This is a genomic window from Prevotella illustrans, assembly GCF_017426725.1.
Lineage (GTDB): Bacteria > Bacteroidota > Bacteroidia > Bacteroidales > Bacteroidaceae > Prevotella > Prevotella illustrans.
The window spans coordinates 54,796-72,412 of the sequence record NZ_JAERMS010000011.1 but is presented as its reverse complement, the minus strand read 5'-3'; the positions used below and the strand labels follow the sequence as shown (position 1 = coordinate 72,412).

The following is a 17,617-nucleotide window of genomic DNA, read 5'->3' as shown; positions in this document are numbered from 1 at the left end:
GATTTGATGAAACTTTATATGCGTTTTCACAAAAATTATTTAGGACACTATTGGACTTCAATAGTATATTTCTTTTTAAGAAACTGTTTTTCTTGATTAAACCGGCGTATAATCCGATGATTTTATGTAAGTTTGCAAAACGCTATCGATAATGCACGTATAAATGAAAAAAAAGATTGTTTTTATCATGAATCCTATTTCTGGTAATTCCAGCAAAGCAGGCATACCTGAACTTATCGAAAACAATATTGATAAAAAACAGTTTGATTACCAGCTAAAACTTACAGAATACGCAGGACACGCGTCAGAGATTGCCACCCAGTGTAAAACAGGTGGTATTGATATTGTCGTAGCTATTGGTGGTGACGGCACTGTAAATGAAGTTGCCAAAGCAATTATCAACTCCGACACAGCGTTGGGTGTAATACCTTGTGGTTCAGGAAACGGTCTGGCCCGCCACCTCATGCTACCAATGAATATAAAAAGGTCTATTGAGGTTATCAATCAATGCGTAATTCATAAATTAGATTATGGAATCATAAATCAGTATCCCTTCTTCTGTACCTGTGGAATGGGATTCGACGCATTTGTCAGTCAGAAGTTTGCCGAATCAGGCAAACGCGGTCCCATTTCCTATGTTGAGAATATTCTTCGGGAAGGACTGAAATACAAACCGGAAACCTATACCATCAAGAGCGAAAACGGGGCCAGTCAATATAAGGCTTTTCTAATTTCATGTGCCAATGCTTCACAATATGGAAACAATGCATATATAGCGCCACAAGCCTCCATGAGCGACGGGTTATTGGATGTTGTTATTATGGAACCTTTTGATGTGCTCGAAGCACCACAAATTAGCATTGACATGTTTAACAAGACCTTGGATAAAAGTTCTAAAATAAAAAGTTTCAGATGCAAAAAGCTCCATATTCGTCGTGACCATCCCGGCGTTATCCATTATGACGGAGATCCGGTAATGACAGGACAAGACATCACTGTCGAGCTTGTAGAAAAAGGTATCAATATCATTGTAAATCCCAATGCGGACAAACGGCTAAGAAAGCCTAACCTGATACAAAATGTCGCTTGCGAAATCTTCAATCAAATAAATAGCATTAAAGCAGAATTTGAAAGGCAAAGTCGACAGATTCAGGCGCTCAACAAAACTTTGCTCAGAAAACTTAATCTATAATGCTCGCCCTATAAAGATTAAAGATAAAAATCAGAAGTCAGCTGTTGATACCACTTACTCCGTTCCCCGTCATCAGTATTTAAGACTTGAACTTCATACGCAAACGTAATATCTCGCCTATTCGTCAGTTCCAGCAAACTACGTTTAGGCGATTTCCTTTCCACTGTCTTTACATCACACCGCCTACTCAAACGCAATCCATTTACAGCCGCAACAGACAATATATGCTCAATATAATCAGTAGGAATAATCATTGAGAAAAAAGAATCTTTATCCATCAAACGAACCGAATGAAAAAATAATTCTTCAAAACTTAAACTGTCGGTATGTCGTGCGCAATTTCTTTTTATATCCCGCGCTTTTAGTGAATCAACAAAGAAAGGAGGATTGCTCACAATACAATCAAACTTACAAGATGGCACAAAAGTTTGTAATGAACAATTCTCTAAAGAGATTTGGGATGCAAACCGACTTATATTCACATTCTCACAGGCCTGCTCATAAACTTCATGATCAATTTCAATACCCCAAACCTCTGCCTTTGAAAAACGCTGTGCCATCATCAGCGCAATCAATCCGGATCCTGTCCCAATGTCTAATATACGCTTTCCGCCTTTAGCCCAAGCTCCAATCAACACCCCATCCGTACCAACCTTCTGTCCGCACCGATCATGCCTAACTACAAATTGTTTAAAAGAAAACGAGTCTGAACCCATCCTACTCGTAGTCGTCAATGACACTATTCATGAAATCCATCATTGGCTTGGCAATTTGAAATATTTTTGCAGCTTCAGCCAGCCAGCCATCACCTTTAAAGAAATCATCGTCCACCCTATGCCAACAACAATAATCTTTCATTCGCAGATATTCAATATACTTATAATCTTTTGGGAAACCTGCAGGACAGGTTTTAAGCGCGGCTAATCCAAAGCCTTTATCCGAAGATTCCCAATTACCTTCGTTGGGATAGCCAAACATTTTAACAAACTGCCCATTCTCTACACGGCGACGCCATTCATCGATATTGCCCATTATCTCATTTCGACACGAGGTAAGAATATTTGTCGGCAACCAATAACTACCCACTGCCACCAAACAATGTCCCGGTTCCAAATGAAGGTAATATCCTCCGCGAAGCGCCTTCTTGCCCTTCGCGCAGATATAGGCACCCAAATGATTTTTATAGGGAGACTTATCCGGAGAGAAACGTGTATCGCGATTAAATCTGTAAGTACAATCCTTAACCTTCAGATGAGCTATTTCATTATCAAAACGGCTAAACCGAGTGATGGCTTTCGCCACACCTTCTTCAAAATCGCTTCGGATTTTCTGATACTCCGCCTTATGCTCCTGATACCATTCACGATTATTATTTGCGGCAAGGGTCTGTAAATACCTCAATATTCTTTCTACGTCCATCGTTATTCTAATTTACTGTTCTTCATCAATTTGGGACAAATCTTCTCAAAGTCACATTGGCTACACTTCGGTTTCTGACTCTGACAAACATATCTGCCATGCAATAACAACCAATGATGGGCCTTCGGGATATCCTCGTCTGGAATATGCTTCACCAAATACTCTTCAACCTTTTGAGGTGTTGTGGCAGTCATTGGCACAAGCCCCAATCGATGACTCACCCTGAACACATGCGTATCCACAGCCATCGTGGCTTTACCAAACCAAACTGCTTGAATCACGTTGGCCGTTTTGCGCCCGACACCCGGCAACATTGTCAACTGCGCCATATTATCAGGAACTTCTCCACCAAATTTCTCAACCAACATTCTTGCCATCCCCACCAAATGCCTACTCTTGGCATTGGGATAACTGACGCTCTTCACATATTCGAAAACATCTTCCTCTTCGGCCTGCGCCATTGACTTCGCGTCCGGATAATGTCGAAACAGCTCAGGCGTTATCTGGTTAATACGTTTGTCCGTACATTGCGCACTCAGCAACGTAGCCACCAATAACTGAAATGCGCTACCAAATTGCAATTCAGTCGTCACAATCGGTAGCGTATTTCTAAAATGTTCCAATATGAATTCGTATCTTTCTTTACGAGTCATATCTTCATTTATATTTTACTTCTTTTCTTCTTTCGCTGCAGCAGCTTTCTTTGAAGGTTTGTAAGCCTTGTTCAGACCAGCGATAACTTCTTTCGTAATATCATAGACTTTGTCTGCATACAAAAGATTATCACCCTGCTTGCTAAAGATGATACTGAATTTCTTATCCTTATTATATATATTAAGAAAATTCTGAATACTGTCACGCAAAGCAGAATTATATTTATCCGTTTCAGTCTGGAACTCGGTGCTCAAGCGCTGATTCAATACCTGAAGGTCGTTGTTCTGTTTCTGCAAACCAGCTTGAATAGCCTCAGCCTGCTCACGAGTATACGTGTTCTGCTGAACCTTTTGTTGAAAATTAGCTACCGCAGCCTGTAGTTGTTGCTGTTTTGCGGCAAGAGTATTCTGGATATTCTGTCCCTTTTTCTGAAGAATCAAAGAATAGTCTTTACAGAATGTATATTGAGACATGATACTATCAACCTCAACATAAGCTATTTTAAGACTGGCAGGCGCATTTTGTTCTACGTCAGCTTTTGAATCCATCTTTGGGCTTGACTGATTACAAGACGGCATAGCCAAAGTTACCATTGCAGCCACAGCAAGACTGCCAATCATGTTTTTCTTTCTCATATTATTTTTTTGTTTCAGAATCATTTTACTAAAATGCACGCCGTTTTGAGCGGGCTTCCTTGTCTTGATCAATTACACAATGAATGCCTTGCTTTCTCAAACCGGGATTATCATGGATATGCTGCGAAGCAAATTTGCCATTTTTCTTCAACAACAACTTAATCGACAATAAAGCTACGCAGATAGCAATTATTAACATGCTAAGAAGTATGGTTTCTATCATTATTTACTATTTTTGCAGTGCTTCAGTGTAAATATATTGGTGCAAAGATAGTGCAAATCAACGGAATATCAAAAAATAATTCCTTCATTTTTGATTGCCAAAAGGTTACACTGACTTTAAATAAGATTTTTTTAGTAATTAAAGTTTAATAATATGGAGAAAAACTTATTAAAACCCGTTAGCGTATTCGAGCAGTTTGCTAAAATCAATACGATTCCCCGCCCTTCCAAGCATGAGGAAAAGATGATCGAATATCTCAAACAATTCGGACAACAGCACAATCTTGAGACTAAAATCGACGAAACAGGCAACGTTCTGATTCGCAAACCGGCCACGCCTGGTTACGAAAACCGACCTACGGTCATTCTGCAAAGCCATATGGATATGGTATGCGACAAACTTGTCGACGTAGACTTCGATTTCAATACCGACGCCATTCAGACTTATGTAGACGGTGAGTGGCTGAAAGCCAAAGGAACAACCCTTGGTGCTGACGACGGTATCGGTTGCGCCATCGAGTTGGCTGTGCTTGAAAGCGACGATTTTCAACATGGTCCCTTGGAATGCGTCTTCACCCGTGACGAAGAGACGCAGCTCACCGGCGCCATGGGAATGAAGGCCGGCTTCATGACCGGTGACTGGCTCATCAACTTGGATTCTGAAGACGAAGGACAGATATTCGTTTCCTGTGCCGGTGGACGCAGCACCACAGCCACGTTCGATTTCAAGCGCGAGGCCGCTCCCGATAATTACTTCTTCTTCGAAATATCTTTGAAAGGACTTACCGGCGGACACTCCGGCGATGATATCAACAAGATGCGCGCCAACGCTATCAAAGTGCTGACCCGCTTCCTTTATCTCGAACAGGAAAAGACCAGCCTGCGTCTTGTCAGTTTCAATTCAGGAAAACTCCACAACGCCATTCCTCGTGATGGCAAGGTTGTATTTGCCGTTCCCGCAAACGAAAAAGAAAATGTTCGTGCCGATTGGAATGTTTTCACCCACAACGTCGAAGACGAATTCCATGTTACCGACACGACCATGGTTTTCAACATGAGCAGTACCGAAGCCATGCCGGTTCTTCCTGCAGAAGTTAGCCGCAAACTCATTCAGGCTTTGCAGGCCGTCGACAACGGTATCTTCTCCATGTGTCAGGATGAAGCCTTAGCCGGTATGGTCGAGACCTCCAGCAATATAGCTGTAGTCAAGACTTCCGAGAACCAGATTGAGATTCTTGCGTCGCAACGTAGCAATGTAATGAGCAATCTTGACAACCAGTGCAACACTATCAAAGCCGTATTCCAGCTGGCCGGCGCACAGATCGTCCAGAACGACGGCTATCCGGCATGGAAGATGAATCCCAACAGCAAACTGACTCAACTGGCTGTCGACGCCTACAAGAAGCTCTTTGGCAAGACTCCGGAGGTCAAGGGTATTCACGCCGGTCTTGAATGCGGACTTTTCTCCGAGCGTTATCCTAACCTCGACATGGTTTCATTCGGGCCGACACTCCGCTATGTACACACGCCCGACGAGCGTCTCCACATCCCTACCGTTCAAATGGTTTGGGACCACTTGCTTGAGATTCTCAAAAACGTTCCCGTAAAATAAGAACGGCAGGATTGATTCTATCAGTGAAATATGGATAGAATCGATACGCCAATTATGACAAACGCGCTGTTTGCTTGTGAAGATAATTCCATGCAAACAGCGCGTTTATAGGCTCGGTAGAATCTATCAAGCTATGACTGATCAAGTAAGAACTCTTCGGGACAACCTCTTTCAACAGGGAATTGGCGTAAGGCATAAGAACATATAACGCAAAAAGAGGTTTCCATTGCTGAAAACCTCTTGCCGGTGACTTCGCTGGGATTCAAACCCGGAACCTTCTGATCCGTAGTCAGATGCTCTATTCAGTTGAGCTACGAAGCCAAAACCATTATTTTATTTCGCTCTTCAAGAAAAGTGACTCCGCTGGGATTCAAACCCGGAACCTTCTGATCCGTAGTCAGATGCTCTATTCAGTTGAGCTACGGAGCCAAATTTCTGATTTGCGAGTGCAAAGGTAGCTACTTTTTCTGTAACTGCCAAACATTTACACTTATTTTATCAAATAAATATCATGCCGCCTCCTACGGCATGACAATTTACCCAATCAAATCAACGCTTCGCTTGAGGAAGGCGTCCAAAGCCGCTCCTTTCAGCATGCCGTTTTGCAGCAAAGCCAGGTCGATCAATTGATGAACCACAGCGTTGTCCTTGGCATAAGACGCGAGAATGTCGTTCTTCTTAACGCGCTCATCCTGCAAGGCCTTTTCCGTGTTGGCCAAATCGTCCTTCTCCTCCTGGGTGACTTCCTCCGGTTTCTTCTTATCCTGCCTCTGGCGGAGGGCTGCCAAACGGGCCTGCTGTCCCTTGATTTCACTCAAAACAGGCTTCAACTGCTCCTCCGTGGCCTTGCCGGCATCTTCGAGCACCTGCTTTACCAACTTATGATCACTATTGAGCACGATCATATAGCTGTCGGGCATTTGGGCATAGAAGTTCATACCGGGCTGGAAGTGGCTCATTTCCTTCATTCGACGCATATACTCGTTCTGCGTAATGACAACCGGTTGAGCCGTCTCGCCCAATGCTTCTACCTCCACGCCAAACTCCACTTTATCGAGTTTTGGCATTTGGCTGCGGAACACTTCTGACAAATTGTCACGCTCATCGTCGGTCAGATTGCTTACCTTGGCGTCTTCCTTCACGATGAGACGGTCGATAATATCAGAGTCTACGCGAGTGAAGCGGCTCTTCTCCAACTTCTGCTCAAGCATGGATGTCATAGGCACATCGAGATCACCATCCATCAACAGAACGCTGTAACCCTTGTTACGTGCAGCCTCGATATAGCTGTACTGGTCGTCCTTATTCGTGGCGTATAGATAAATCAGGTTGCCATCCTTATCGGTCTGCTCACCTTCGATAAGCGACTTGTACTCCTCAAAGGTGAAATACTTGCCGTCTACACTCTTCAACAGCGTGAAGTCCTTGGCACGATCGTAGAAGTCGGACTGTGACAGCATACCATAGTTGATGAAGAGCTTCAGGCTATCCCACTTCTCTTCGTACTGCTTGCGATCTTCCTTAAAGATACTTTGCAGACGGTCAGACACCTTCTTCGTGATATAAGTGCTGATTTTCTTCACGTTGGCATCGCTCTGCAGATAACTACGGCTGACGTTCAACGGAATATCGGGCGAATCGATAACACCATGAAGCAGTGTCAGGAACTCGGGCACGATACCTTCCACCTGATCGGTAACGAACACCTGATTGCAATAAAGCTGAATCTTGTTGCGCTGGAGTTCGATGTTGGAATGTACGCGTGGGAAATAGAGAATACCCGTCAGGTTGAACGGATAGTCCACATTCAGGTGTATCCAGAACAACGGCTCGTCCTGCATGGGATAAAGTGTGCGGTAGAAGCTCTTGTAGTCTTCATCTTTCAACGTACTGGGAGCCTTCACCCACAGTGGTTCCACATTATTAATAATATTATCCTCGGCCGTTTCCACTTGCTTGCCGTCCTTCCACTCTGTCTTTTTGCCAAAAGCAACGGGTACAATGAGGAACTTGCAATACTTATTAAGCAGTTCTTCGATCTTGTTTTTCTCCAAAAACTCCGCACAATCATCCGAAATATGCAGAACGATGTCCGAGCCACGGTCGGCCTTCTCCGTCTCGTCAATCTCAAACGAGGGACTTCCATCGCAACTCCATTTCACAGCCTGACTGCCTTCCTTGTAGCTACGGGTGATGATTTCCACCTTATCAGACACCATGAAAGCCGAGTAGAAACCCAGTCCGAAATGACCGATGATGGCATTGGCGTTATCCTTGTATTTATCCAGAAAGTCGGTGACACCCGAGAAAGCAATCTGGTTGATGTACTTGTCTATCTCCTCGGCCGTCATACCAAGACCACGGTCGCTGATCGTCAGGGTCTTGTTTTCCTTATCCAAGCTGATACGAATGGTCAAATCGCCTAGTTCGCCACTAAATTCACCACGTTCGGCCAATGTTTTCATCTTCTGTGTTGCGTCAACAGCATTCGACACCATCTCGCGCAGGAAGATTTCATGATCAGAATAGAGAAACTTTTTGATAACAGGGAAGATGTTCTCGGTCGTAACCCCAATATTTCCTTTTTGCATAATATTATATGTAAATTATTATTTTCTGCCTCAAAATATGCAAAGAGCGTGCCAAAGCAAATAACCCCATAAACAAATGGTCAAAGAAATTAGAAGTGGACAAGCAGAATTATTGAAGGAATGTATCCAACTTCAAGAAGTCTCCATCTCGCCTACAACACATAAACAAATATAGAACAGGTATTTATAAAACAACAAAAACTTGGCTACGTGCATACTGAATTTGTTTGACAAACAGCTCCAAATGGCTGCGTTATTTTGAAAAAAGTTTGTCTTGGTCCTGAAAAAGCTAAAATTTCGACACTTTACCAAACACCTGATTATCAAGCACTTAATTACAAACGCATATTTTTTATCACACAAAAATACTCCATTTGTGTCGTAATAGAGGGCTAATTGCAGTGCTTTTAGCATGCAAAAGTTACACTTTTAGCATGTAAAAGCAGCCCTTTTACATTGTCAAAGCATAGCTTTTGGCAGTCGACCTTCTGTTTTTCCTCATCCAAAAGGTTAACTTTAAAACTTTTAACACTTAGAAGGCGTCGTCCAGAAAGCCATTTTTTACACCAAAAAACTTGACAAAATACCCTTTCACGGACTACATTTCTCACCTTATTAATATAGATAAATCATAAGAAACAGCACCTATATCGAAAAATATTAGTAACTTCGCAGCCAAAAGAATATATTCTATTATAAAACTATGAACATACTAGAGTTAAGTGAACAGGAGATTGTGCGCAGGCAAAGTCTCCAAGAATTGCGCAACATGGGTATCGACCCATATCCTGCAGCAGAGTTTCCCACCAATGCTTTTTCTATCGATATCAAAAGTCTTTATAGTGAAGACGAGAAACGCGAGGTAGTTATTGCCGGCCGCATGATGAGCCGCCGTGTCATGGGTAAGGCCAGTTTTGTGGAACTGCAAGATAGCAAAGGAAGAGTTCAAGTATATATTTCGCGCGACGAAATCTGTCCGGGCGAAGACAAAGACTTATATAACAAAGTATTCAAGAAGCTGCTCGACATCGGTGACTTCATTGGCGTGAAAGGCTTTGTGTTCAAGACGCAGACCGGCGAAATTAGCGTTCACGCGCTGGAACTGATTTTATTGAGCAAGAGTATCAAGCCTCTGCCGATCGTGAAATACAAGGATGGCGTGGCTTATGATAAGTTTGACGATCCCGAGATGCGGGCTCGTCAGCGCTATATAGACCTTGTGGTGAACGATGGCGTGAAAGACACGTTCCTTAAGCGTGCCACCGTGCTACGCACTATGCGTAATTTCTTCGACGAACATGGCTATACCGAGGTGGAAACCCCTACCCTTCAGAGTATTCCCGGAGGTGCTTCGGCTCGCCCATTCATCACCCATTTCAACGCGCTCAACGTCGATATGTACATGCGTATCGCCACCGAGCTTTATCTGAAGCGCCTCATCGTGGGCGGCTTCGAAGGCGTTTACGAGATTGGCAAGAACTTCCGCAATGAGGGTATGGACAAGTTCCACAACCCGGAGTTCACCTGTATGGAACTCTACGTGCAGTACAAGGACTACAACTGGATGATGAACTTCACCGAACAACTGCTCGAAACCATCTGTAAGGCCGTAAACAACGGCAGCACAGAAGTTCAGAACGGCGACAGTATTATCTCGTTCAAGGCTCCGTTCCGCCGTCTGCCCATCCTCGAAGCTATTAAGGAACAGACCGGTTTCGACCTCAGCGACAAGAGCGAAGATGAAATTCGTAAGATTGCGATGGTCGATCTGAAGATGGAAACCATCGACGAAACCTTTGGAAAAGGCAAGTTGATTGATGAAATCTTCGGCGAGTTCTGCGAAGGAAAGTTCATCCAACCGACCTTCATCACCGACTATCCCGTCGAAATGAGCCCACTCACCAAGATGCACCGCTCGAAAGCCGGACTGACAGAACGCTTCGAGCTGATGGTCAACGGTAAAGAACTGGCCAACGCCTATTCGGAACTCAACGACCCCATCGACCAAGAAGAGCGTTTTAAAGATCAGATGCAACTGGCCGACAAAGGCGACGACGAGGCCATGGTTATCGACCATGACTTCCTGCGTGCGCTGCAATATGGTATGCCTCCCACATCGGGTATCGGCATAGGTATCGACCGTTTGTGCATGCTCATGATGGGTAAGGAGTTCATTCAGGAAGTTTTGCTCTTTCCGCAGATGAAACCCGAGGCCAAAATGCCGCAGAGTAGCATCAAGGAATGGGCCGAACTCGGCGTGGCCGAAGACTGGGTCTACGTATTGCGCAAGGCCGGTTTCAACCTCATCAGTGATATCAAGGACCAGAAAGCTCAGGGATTGCAGCAGAAGTTGGGCGAGATTGTGAAGAAATACAAGCTCGATTATCAAAAGCCAACTGTAGAAGAGTTCCAAGCTTGGATAGACAAAGCCAATGAATAACTGCGGTAAGATAGCCATCATCGGCGGCGGTTCGTGGGCAACGGCTATCGCTCGGATTGTGGTGCGTCATACGCACCACATCGGATGGTATATGAGACGCGACGACCGGATAGCCGAATTCAAGCGCCTCGGACACAATCCGGCCTACTTGATGGCGGCTAATTTTAACGTTGAAGAAATAGATTTTTCAAGTGATCTCAACCGAATTGTCAATGATTACGACACCTTGGTGTTCGTAACTCCATCGCCCTACCTGAAGAATCACTTGAAGAAACTCACCACGCCGCTACGTAACAAAAACGTCGTCTCGGCCATCAAGGGTATCGTGCCCGATGAAAACGTGGTGGTTTCGGAATACTTCCATCAGGTATGGGAAGTGCCCTACAACAATATTGCCTGCATCGGTGGCCCGTCCCACTCGGAAGAGGTGGCCATGGAACGTCTCTCCTATCTCACGATAGGTTGTAGCGACATCACGAAGGCACAGGCTTTTGCCGATATCATATCAAGCGAATTTATCAAGACTAAGACCTCTACCGACATCATTGGCATAGAGTACGCGGCCGTGTTGAAGAATGTCTACGCCATTGCGGCGGGTATATGCCACGGTATGAAATACGGCGACAACTTCTTGGCTGTGCTCATTGCCAACGCGGCGCAGGAGATGGAACGCTTTCTCAATGCCGCCTATCCGGCCCAACGCTGTGTCAATGACAGCGCGTATATCGGCGACTTGCTGGTAACATGTTATAGCAATTTCAGCCGCAACCGCACTTTCGGAACGATGATTGGTAAGGGATATTCGGTAAAGAGCGCACAGATAGAGATGGAAATGGTGGCCGAGGGCTACTATGGAACCAAATGTATGAAAGAAATCAATGAACTCATGCAGGTAGACATGCCCATTCTCAACGCCGTTTACAGTATCTTATACGAACGTCAGGGGCCATTGCTCGTGATTCCACAACTGGCCAATCGTTTACAATAATCAACCCATGATCCGACAGACGACAGCGTCTTGTCCGGATTATAAATACAAACAACAATGAAAAGTATCACATTAGACATTACAAAAGCTGAACAGTTTCTTACCAAGGGTGCCGTAGAGGCATACGAAGCAAAGGTAAAAGACGCGCAGGAAGCACTCGAAAACGGCACTTGTGCCGGCAATGATTTCTTGGGTTGGCTGCATTTGCCATCCGGAATTAGCGAAGGATTTCTCAATGAAATACAGGCTGTAGCCGACACGCTGCGCAAGAAATGCGAAGTAATCGTGGTGGCCGGCATCGGCGGTTCCTACCTTGGCGCACGCGCGGTTATCGAGGCTTTGGGCAACAGCTTCGCATGGCTCATCGATGATCGGAAGAATCCTACGATTCTCTTTGCCGGCAACAACATCGGCGAAGATTATCTTTTCGAGCTGACAACTTACCTGAAAGATAAGAAGTTTGGCGTTATCAATATTTCAAAGTCGGGAACTACGACCGAAACCGCGCTCACTTTCCGCCTGCTGAAGAAGCAGTGCGAGGCTCAACGTGGCAAGGAAGAAGCACGCGATGTCATCGTTGCCGTTACCGATGCCAAGAAAGGAGCTGCCCGTACTTGTGCCGACAAGGAAGGATATAAGAGTTTCATCATTCCCGACAATGTGGGTGGACGCTTCTCTGTGCTCACACCCGTAGGCCTGTTGCCGATTGCCTGCGCCGGCTTCGACGTGAAAGCGCTCGTGAAAGGTGCTGCCGACATGGAGAAAGCCTGTGGCAAGGACGTGCCGTTTGCCGAAAACATGGCTGCACAATATGCAGCCACACGTCAGGCCCTCTATACACAGGCAGGCAAAAAGATTGAGATTATAGCCAACTTCCAACCCAAACTCCATTTCATGGCCGAATGGTGGAAGCAGCTTTATGGTGAAAGTGAGGGTAAGGAACTGAAGGGTATTTTCCCCGCAGCCTGCGACTTCACAACAGATCTCCACTCAATGGGCCAATGGATTCAGGAAGGCGAGCGTTCTATCTTTGAAACGGTTATCTCCGTTGAGACACCTCGCCACAAACTGGACTTCCCCCATGACGAAGAAAATCTGGACGGTCTCAACTTCCTCGAGGGCAAACGCGTGGACGAGGTCAACAAGATGGCCGAGCTGGGTACCCGGATGGCGCACGTAGACGGTGGCGTTCCCAACATCCTGATTAACATGCCGGAACTGACCGAGTATTACTTGGGTCAGCTCATTTACTTCTTCGAAAAGGCATGTGGTATCAGCGGCTTGCTTCAGGAGGTGAATCCGTTCAACCAACCGGGCGTAGAAGCTTACAAGAAAAACATGTTCGCGCTGCTCGATAAGCCCGGTTACGAGGCTGAAAGCAAGGCTATACGTGAGAGATTGTAAATCATGCTGAAAGACAAAATCAAACAATACTTAGAAGAACACGGCTTTGGGCAATTCTGTCCCAAGGCCGTTCTCTTTGATATGGACGGCGTACTCTACGACAGTATGCCCAATCACGCCGTTGCCTGGCAACAAAGCATGGCGCAATTCGGTATCAAAATGACGGCCGAAAATGCCTACGCGACCGAAGGCGCACGCGGAATTGACACAATCCGACATTTCGTAAAAGCACAGAAAGGACTGGATATTTCGCTGGAAGAAGCGCAGAAAATGTATGATGTCAAGACCCATCTCTTCCATCACATGCCTGAAGCGCCAGTCTTCGAGGGTGTTGTCGACGTGATGGAACAGGCTGATCGTCACGGCATGAGTATCAATGTAGTCACCGGAAGCGGACAGAAACCATTGATCGACAGGCTGATTCGGGACTTCGAAGATTATCTGTCAAAAGACCACATCGTAACAGCATACGACGTGGAACGTGGCAAACCGCATCCCGATCCTTACCTGATGGGACTTCAGAAGGCCGGCAATCTGCGTCCCTGGGAGGCTGTTGTCGTTGAAAACGCGCCACTGGGTGTCAGAGCCGGAGCCTCGGCCGGCATCTTCACGATAGGCGTCAACAGCGGGCCGCTGCCCGACGAAACGCTATACAACGCAGGGGCCCACGTCGTTTTTCAAAGGATGACCGAATTGCGGAACCACTTTGAAGAACTGTTTATATAAATATGTAGTTGCAAAACGAATTGGAAAGCAAGATGAGATACTTTATTATCGAGAACAATCAACAAGCCGGCCCTTTCAGTATCTATGAGTTGAAAGATAAGGGAATCACTTCCGAGACATTGGTCTGGAGCGAAGGAATGGCCAATTGGACTCCGGCATGGCAGGTGGAAGAACTGAAGAACTTCCTATTCAACACCCAAGCCACGTCCACGCCACCTCCTTTCAACCCACAGGAACACCCCAAGACTGCCGACAACGACCGGCAAGCCGGCACGAATCAGGCCTACCGTGAACCTCTTCAGCCGCAAAAGCCCAAGAAAAAGAGGCCTTTTGGTAAAATCATCGTCGGGCTGGTAGTGGTCATCGCACTCCTTTTCGCCTTCACAAACCCCGGCAAGCGCGACCACCAGGACGCGATTCGTGACAGTCTGACATCCTTCCTGAACAAGAAAGCGGCCGATACGGAGGATAATATCTTCGCGGCAGGCATGCGGATGATCAGCAGGATGATGACCGGAAGTATCGTTGACGCGCTCAGCGAAACATTAGAATATCATAATTACATACTTTTCTCGAAGACAACGGTCAACTGGAATGGCAAGGAACACACGGTTTCGTTTGGCATTTTGGGCAAGGTGATCACCCTGAACGATGATGATATTGCCAAAGCGCTGGAGAAGAAGAAACTCAGAATGCCGAGCCAACAGGACGAAAGCGGGACAATAGACAGCCAAAATACGGATGATGAGAATGAAACCGGCGTGTCGAAAGACGATGATAGCGATGGTCCTACAGACGAAATTACCAAACAAGCCAAGGACAAAATTGTCAATTCCATCGGTAAGATGGTGAAGAAGAAAGTGGCAGAGGAAACCGACAGCGCGACGGAAAGCGGCATCAGCAAAATCATCGACGACATTCTGAACCTCTTTAAATAGGCTTTTACGATACGAACGGAAAGAATGGCATGATCATTTGCCGGTCTCTCCAATCTCCCTCACAACCCGAAGGGAGTTTTATTAACTATCAAACATCAAATAAAATGACTTTAGAAAAAGATTTCTTGCGTAGCAATGACTGTGGATTGCTTCTTTTACGACTTACCGTCGGCGGTCTTATGCTGTTTCACGGCGTACACAAACTGACAGCCGGCGTCGGCTTCATTGGCGGCATGCTCACACAAATGGGCCTGCCCTCATTCATCGCCTATGGCGCATTGGCTGCCGAGTTGGTTGCTTCGATAATGATTGTTATCGGCTTGTGGACCCGTGCGGCCGCCGTTGTTTTTGCCGGCAACATGGTTGTCGCCATCCTCATGGCGCATCTCGGACAGATTTTCTCCGTCGACCCGATGACCGGCGGCTGGGCCATCGAACTGCCCATGCTCTACCTGCTTGGCGCAACCGTGCTCTGTCTGACCGGTGCCGGCAAGTATGCGGTGACCAAAGGCGGTATACTCGACTAAAGACTACGGCATTCCTTTGGCGGAATGACGAAACCAAAAGCCAAGGGCGCAGCGGAAAGATGGTCTTTCCGTTGCGCCCCCTACTTGTTTCCAAACTTTCAAAGCCGGTCGCCCGACTAAAGTTTCTTCAATACCGGATTGTGTTTGGCCAATTTTCGCAATGCCGTTTTCCGAATCTGACGCACCCGCTCGCGCTTTACCGCCAGCCGATTGCCTATCTCCGCCAGTGTCGTATGGTCTTGGCCGATTCCATAAAAAGCCGCGATTACCACACGTTCACGGTCGTTCAGTACGGTCATCGCTTCCTCCAAAGCCTTCCGGTCGGACTCTGTTACAAGTCCTTGATCGGCTTCCGGCGCTTCATCGTCGTGCAACACACTCAAAAGAGTAGCGCTCTTGCCCGTTGACAAGGGAGCGTCCACGGAGAAAGGTTTGCTATTGTATTGTTCAATCGGATTCTTTTCGCCTTGTGGCAACCGATAAATACCGGCCTGTTCGTTCAACGCCCGTTCAATCGCCCGGCGTATATACATCTCCGCATAGGCCACAAAACGTTGTCCGCGTCCGGCGTCAAACTTCTCCGCGGCATGCAACAACGCCACATTTCCCTCACTGACAAGGTCGTTCATGCCCAATCCAAGTCCCTGATAATGCTTGGCCACGGCCACGACGAAGCGGAGATTGGCTTCCGTCAGCTTGTGCAACGCTTGACGATCGCCTTGGCGTATCTGCTCCGAAAGAGCCTGCTCTTCTTCCATTGACAGCAAACTCTCCTTGCCAATTTCATCCAAATAAGCTTTCAGAGAATTACTTTCACGCTCAGAAAGCGGTTTACCGGTTTTTATCTTTCTCATATCTTATATTTCAAAATGAAAACAAAAGACATTCATTGCATTGCTTCCTGCAAACTTACATAAAAAGAACAAGGAATCAAAAGAAAATCGGAATAAAATATTCTATGAGACAACTGTTATCTGATAAACGCTCTTCCGTGCGCATGGGTCAGAAAGTTATCTCGCCACTGCCGTAGCAACGGTGATGACACGCGTCGTAGACTACGCAGAACTGACCCGGTGCCACGCCGTGGATGGGCTCCACAGAATGAATGATAAACTCGTGGTCGGACAACCGCTCGACCTCGGCCGGATGGTATTCGGGGGTATGTCGAATCTTGAACGTTACCTTGCCACCCGTAGCAAGCACATCCCGGCGGGTGAGAAAATGGAAATCGTGCACCTTAAAATCTTGCTTGTAAGCCGTAGCCGGGTCGTAACCGTGGCTGACATACAGAACGTTGCGCTCCACATCCTTCTTCACCACAAACCAAGGACCGCCGCCGAAGCCCAGTCCTTTGCGCTGGCCGATGGTGTGATACCACAACGCCCGGTGCTCACCGATCTTCTTGCCGGTTTCCAATTCGATGACGTCGCCCGGGCAGTCGCCCAAGTAACGACGCAGATAATCATTGTAATTGATTTGTCCCAAAAAGCAAATGCCCTGGCTGTCCTTGCGTCTGGCGTTGACCAAATGCTCGGCCTCGGCTATCTCGCGCACTTCGTTCTTCACGTGATGGCCTATCGGAAAGATGGCTTTACGCAACTGCCAGTCGTAAATCTGAGCCAGAAAGTCGGTCTGGTCTTTGACGGGATCGGGACTCGTGACGAGCCATTTCTCTCCGTCTGTCACCTCCGTCCGGGCATAATGGCCCGTAGCAATCAGGTCGTAGTCATGTCCCTTCTTCTCATCGAAGGCTCCGAACTTGACCAATCGGTTACACATCACGTCGGGATTGGGCGTAAACCCGGCCTTCACCTTCTCCATCGTGTAGCGAGTTACCTGATTCCAATACTCCCGGTGACAATCGACAATCTGCAACCGACAGCCATACTTGGCCGCAACGGCCGTAGCCATCTCCAAGTCTTCCTCACTGGAACAGTCCCATTCCTCCTTTTCCTCGGGTCCAATCTTGATATAGAAACAGTCGGGATGAAGCCCTCGACGGGCAAACTCCCAGACAACGACACTGCTGTCGACCCCCCCTGACAGCAACACCGCAACGCGCTTTCGGCGAAGCTCATCGACGGTGAGCCCGTCGATCATATCTTCCTCGGTTATCATCATAGGTGCAAAGTTACGAAAAGAAGGAAGAACGCAGAAGCCGAAAAGAAGCGCCCAAGGGTTAATATACATTAAATATAAGGTATATATGCTACAACTTATCAAATTAACGCATATATTTGTGATATCAAAATGATATCATTTATTTTAT

At 46.5% G+C, this 17,617-nt stretch carries 16 protein-coding genes and 2 tRNA genes; 8 read left to right on the top strand and 10 right to left on the bottom strand.

Going from position 1 to position 17,617, the window contains the following annotated elements:
- Nucleotides 1-163: 163 nt before the first annotated feature.
- Nucleotides 164-1,192, top strand: coding sequence for a diacylglycerol/lipid kinase family protein (locus tag JHU38_RS05475; protein WP_107582715.1), 1,029 nt, complete (start codon nt 164-166; stop codon nt 1,190-1,192).
- Between the two features lie 17 nt (nt 1,193-1,209).
- On the opposite strand, the gene JHU38_RS05470 is transcribed toward JHU38_RS05475, so the two are convergent.
- From JHU38_RS05470 to JHU38_RS05450, 5 genes are read right to left on the bottom strand one after another with little or no spacing between them, the layout of a single operon-like run.
- On the bottom strand, nt 1,210-1,908 hold the full coding sequence (locus JHU38_RS05470; protein ID WP_107582717.1) for a tRNA1(Val) (adenine(37)-N6)-methyltransferase: 699 nt from the start codon (nt 1,906-1,908) through the stop codon (nt 1,210-1,212).
- A 1-nt stretch (nt 1,909) separates the two neighbouring features.
- Nucleotides 1,910-2,611 (bottom strand): DUF2461 domain-containing protein, encoded by a 702-nt coding sequence (locus JHU38_RS05465; RefSeq protein WP_107582719.1) that lies wholly within the window; start codon nt 2,609-2,611, stop codon nt 1,910-1,912.
- Nucleotides 2,612-2,613: 2 nt separating this feature from the next.
- Nucleotides 2,614-3,264 carry an endonuclease III gene (gene nth, locus JHU38_RS05460; protein ID WP_107582721.1) on the bottom strand — a complete coding sequence of 217 codons (651 nt, stop codon included), beginning with the start codon at nt 3,262-3,264 and terminating at the stop codon, nt 2,614-2,616.
- A 15-nt stretch (nt 3,265-3,279) separates the two neighbouring features.
- A complete protein-coding gene (locus tag JHU38_RS05455) occupies nt 3,280-3,900 on the bottom strand; it encodes an OmpH family outer membrane protein (protein WP_107583182.1) in 621 nt (206 codons plus the stop codon).
- 28 nt (nt 3,901-3,928) lie between these two features.
- Complete coding sequence (locus JHU38_RS05450; protein WP_107582723.1) at nt 3,929-4,123, bottom strand: hypothetical protein; 195 nt, start codon at nt 4,121-4,123, stop codon at nt 3,929-3,931.
- Between the two features lie 153 nt (nt 4,124-4,276).
- On the opposite strand from JHU38_RS05450, the gene JHU38_RS05445 reads away from it, so the two are divergent.
- Complete coding sequence (locus tag JHU38_RS05445; RefSeq protein ID WP_107582725.1) at nt 4,277-5,734, top strand: aminoacyl-histidine dipeptidase; 1,458 nt, start codon at nt 4,277-4,279, stop codon at nt 5,732-5,734.
- A 247-nt stretch (nt 5,735-5,981) separates the two neighbouring features.
- Here JHU38_RS05445 and JHU38_RS05440 read toward each other — a convergent pair.
- From JHU38_RS05440 to htpG, 3 genes are all read right to left on the bottom strand, one after another.
- Nucleotides 5,982-6,055, bottom strand: a tRNA-Arg gene (locus JHU38_RS05440).
- A 34-nt stretch (nt 6,056-6,089) separates the two neighbouring features.
- Nucleotides 6,090-6,163, bottom strand: a tRNA-Arg gene (locus JHU38_RS05435).
- Nucleotides 6,164-6,270: 107 nt separating this feature from the next.
- Complete coding sequence (htpG, locus tag JHU38_RS05430; protein ID WP_107582727.1) at nt 6,271-8,325, bottom strand: molecular chaperone HtpG; 2,055 nt, start codon at nt 8,323-8,325, stop codon at nt 6,271-6,273.
- 703 nt (nt 8,326-9,028) lie between these two features.
- Between htpG and lysS the strand changes: the two genes are divergently transcribed.
- The 6 genes from lysS to JHU38_RS05400 all read left to right on the top strand — a co-directional run bounded on the left by lysS (nt 9,029) and on the right by JHU38_RS05400 (nt 15,348).
- On the top strand, nt 9,029-10,765 hold the full coding sequence (gene lysS, locus JHU38_RS05425; RefSeq protein WP_107582731.1) for a lysine--tRNA ligase: 1,737 nt from the start codon (nt 9,029-9,031) through the stop codon (nt 10,763-10,765).
- The gene (locus JHU38_RS05420; RefSeq protein ID WP_107582733.1) at nt 10,758-11,753 is read left to right on the top strand and encodes an NAD(P)H-dependent glycerol-3-phosphate dehydrogenase; all 996 of its coding nucleotides are present in this window, start codon (nt 10,758-10,760) and stop codon (nt 11,751-11,753) included. Before lysS ends, JHU38_RS05420 begins: the two co-directional genes overlap by 8 nt.
- 57 nt (nt 11,754-11,810) lie before the next feature.
- Complete coding sequence (locus JHU38_RS05415) at nt 11,811-13,157, top strand: glucose-6-phosphate isomerase (RefSeq protein WP_107582735.1); 1,347 nt, start codon at nt 11,811-11,813, stop codon at nt 13,155-13,157.
- A gap of 3 nt (nt 13,158-13,160) precedes the next feature.
- Nucleotides 13,161-13,883 carry an HAD family hydrolase gene (locus JHU38_RS05410; protein ID WP_199222678.1) on the top strand — a complete coding sequence of 241 codons (723 nt, stop codon included), beginning with the start codon at nt 13,161-13,163 and terminating at the stop codon, nt 13,881-13,883.
- Nucleotides 13,884-13,915: 32 nt separating this feature from the next.
- On the top strand, nt 13,916-14,821 hold the full coding sequence (locus tag JHU38_RS05405; RefSeq protein WP_146157025.1) for a GYF domain-containing protein: 906 nt from the start codon (nt 13,916-13,918) through the stop codon (nt 14,819-14,821).
- A 104-nt stretch (nt 14,822-14,925) separates the two neighbouring features.
- A complete protein-coding gene (locus tag JHU38_RS05400) occupies nt 14,926-15,348 on the top strand; it encodes a DoxX family protein (protein ID WP_107582738.1) in 423 nt (140 codons plus the stop codon).
- A gap of 116 nt (nt 15,349-15,464) precedes the next feature.
- On the opposite strand, the gene JHU38_RS05395 is transcribed toward JHU38_RS05400, so the two are convergent.
- A complete protein-coding gene (locus tag JHU38_RS05395) occupies nt 15,465-16,202 on the bottom strand; it encodes a sigma-70 family RNA polymerase sigma factor (protein WP_107582740.1) in 738 nt (245 codons plus the stop codon).
- A 148-nt stretch (nt 16,203-16,350) separates the two neighbouring features.
- Nucleotides 16,351-17,469, bottom strand: coding sequence for a tRNA 2-thiouridine(34) synthase MnmA (gene mnmA / locus JHU38_RS05390; RefSeq protein ID WP_232369851.1), 1,119 nt, complete (start codon nt 17,467-17,469; stop codon nt 16,351-16,353).
- Nucleotides 17,470-17,617 lie beyond the last annotated feature (148 nt).

Bases quoted from the DNA above. Each gene is read 5' to 3' on its own strand.
- mnmA (WP_232369851.1), bottom strand. From the start codon at position 17,469: ATGATGATAACCGAGGAAGATATGATCGACGGGCTCACCGTCGATGAG.
- lysS (WP_107582731.1), top strand. From the start codon at position 9,029: ATGAACATACTAGAGTTAAGTGAACAGGAGATTGTGCGCAGGCAAAGT.
- JHU38_RS05410 (WP_199222678.1), top strand. From the start codon at position 13,161: ATGCTGAAAGACAAAATCAAACAATACTTAGAAGAACACGGCTTTGGG.
- JHU38_RS05470 (WP_107582717.1), bottom strand. From the start codon at position 1,908: ATGGGTTCAGACTCGTTTTCTTTTAAACAATTTGTAGTTAGGCATGAT.
- nth (WP_107582721.1), bottom strand. From the start codon at position 3,264: ATGACTCGTAAAGAAAGATACGAATTCATATTGGAACATTTTAGAAAT.
- htpG (WP_107582727.1), bottom strand. From the start codon at position 8,325: ATGCAAAAAGGAAATATTGGGGTTACGACCGAGAACATCTTCCCTGTT.
- JHU38_RS05455 (WP_107583182.1), bottom strand. From the start codon at position 3,900: ATGAGAAAGAAAAACATGATTGGCAGTCTTGCTGTGGCTGCAATGGTA.
- JHU38_RS05400 (WP_107582738.1), top strand. From the start codon at position 14,926: ATGACTTTAGAAAAAGATTTCTTGCGTAGCAATGACTGTGGATTGCTT.
- JHU38_RS05445 (WP_107582725.1), top strand. From the start codon at position 4,277: ATGGAGAAAAACTTATTAAAACCCGTTAGCGTATTCGAGCAGTTTGCT.
- JHU38_RS05415 (WP_107582735.1), top strand. From the start codon at position 11,811: ATGAAAAGTATCACATTAGACATTACAAAAGCTGAACAGTTTCTTACC.
- JHU38_RS05475 (WP_107582715.1), top strand. From the start codon at position 164: ATGAAAAAAAAGATTGTTTTTATCATGAATCCTATTTCTGGTAATTCC.
- JHU38_RS05395 (WP_107582740.1), bottom strand. From the start codon at position 16,202: ATGAGAAAGATAAAAACCGGTAAACCGCTTTCTGAGCGTGAAAGTAAT.
- JHU38_RS05465 (WP_107582719.1), bottom strand. From the start codon at position 2,611: ATGGACGTAGAAAGAATATTGAGGTATTTACAGACCCTTGCCGCAAAT.
- JHU38_RS05405 (WP_146157025.1), top strand. From the start codon at position 13,916: ATGAGATACTTTATTATCGAGAACAATCAACAAGCCGGCCCTTTCAGT.
- JHU38_RS05450 (WP_107582723.1), bottom strand. From the start codon at position 4,123: ATGATAGAAACCATACTTCTTAGCATGTTAATAATTGCTATCTGCGTA.
- JHU38_RS05420 (WP_107582733.1), top strand. From the start codon at position 10,758: ATGAATAACTGCGGTAAGATAGCCATCATCGGCGGCGGTTCGTGGGCA.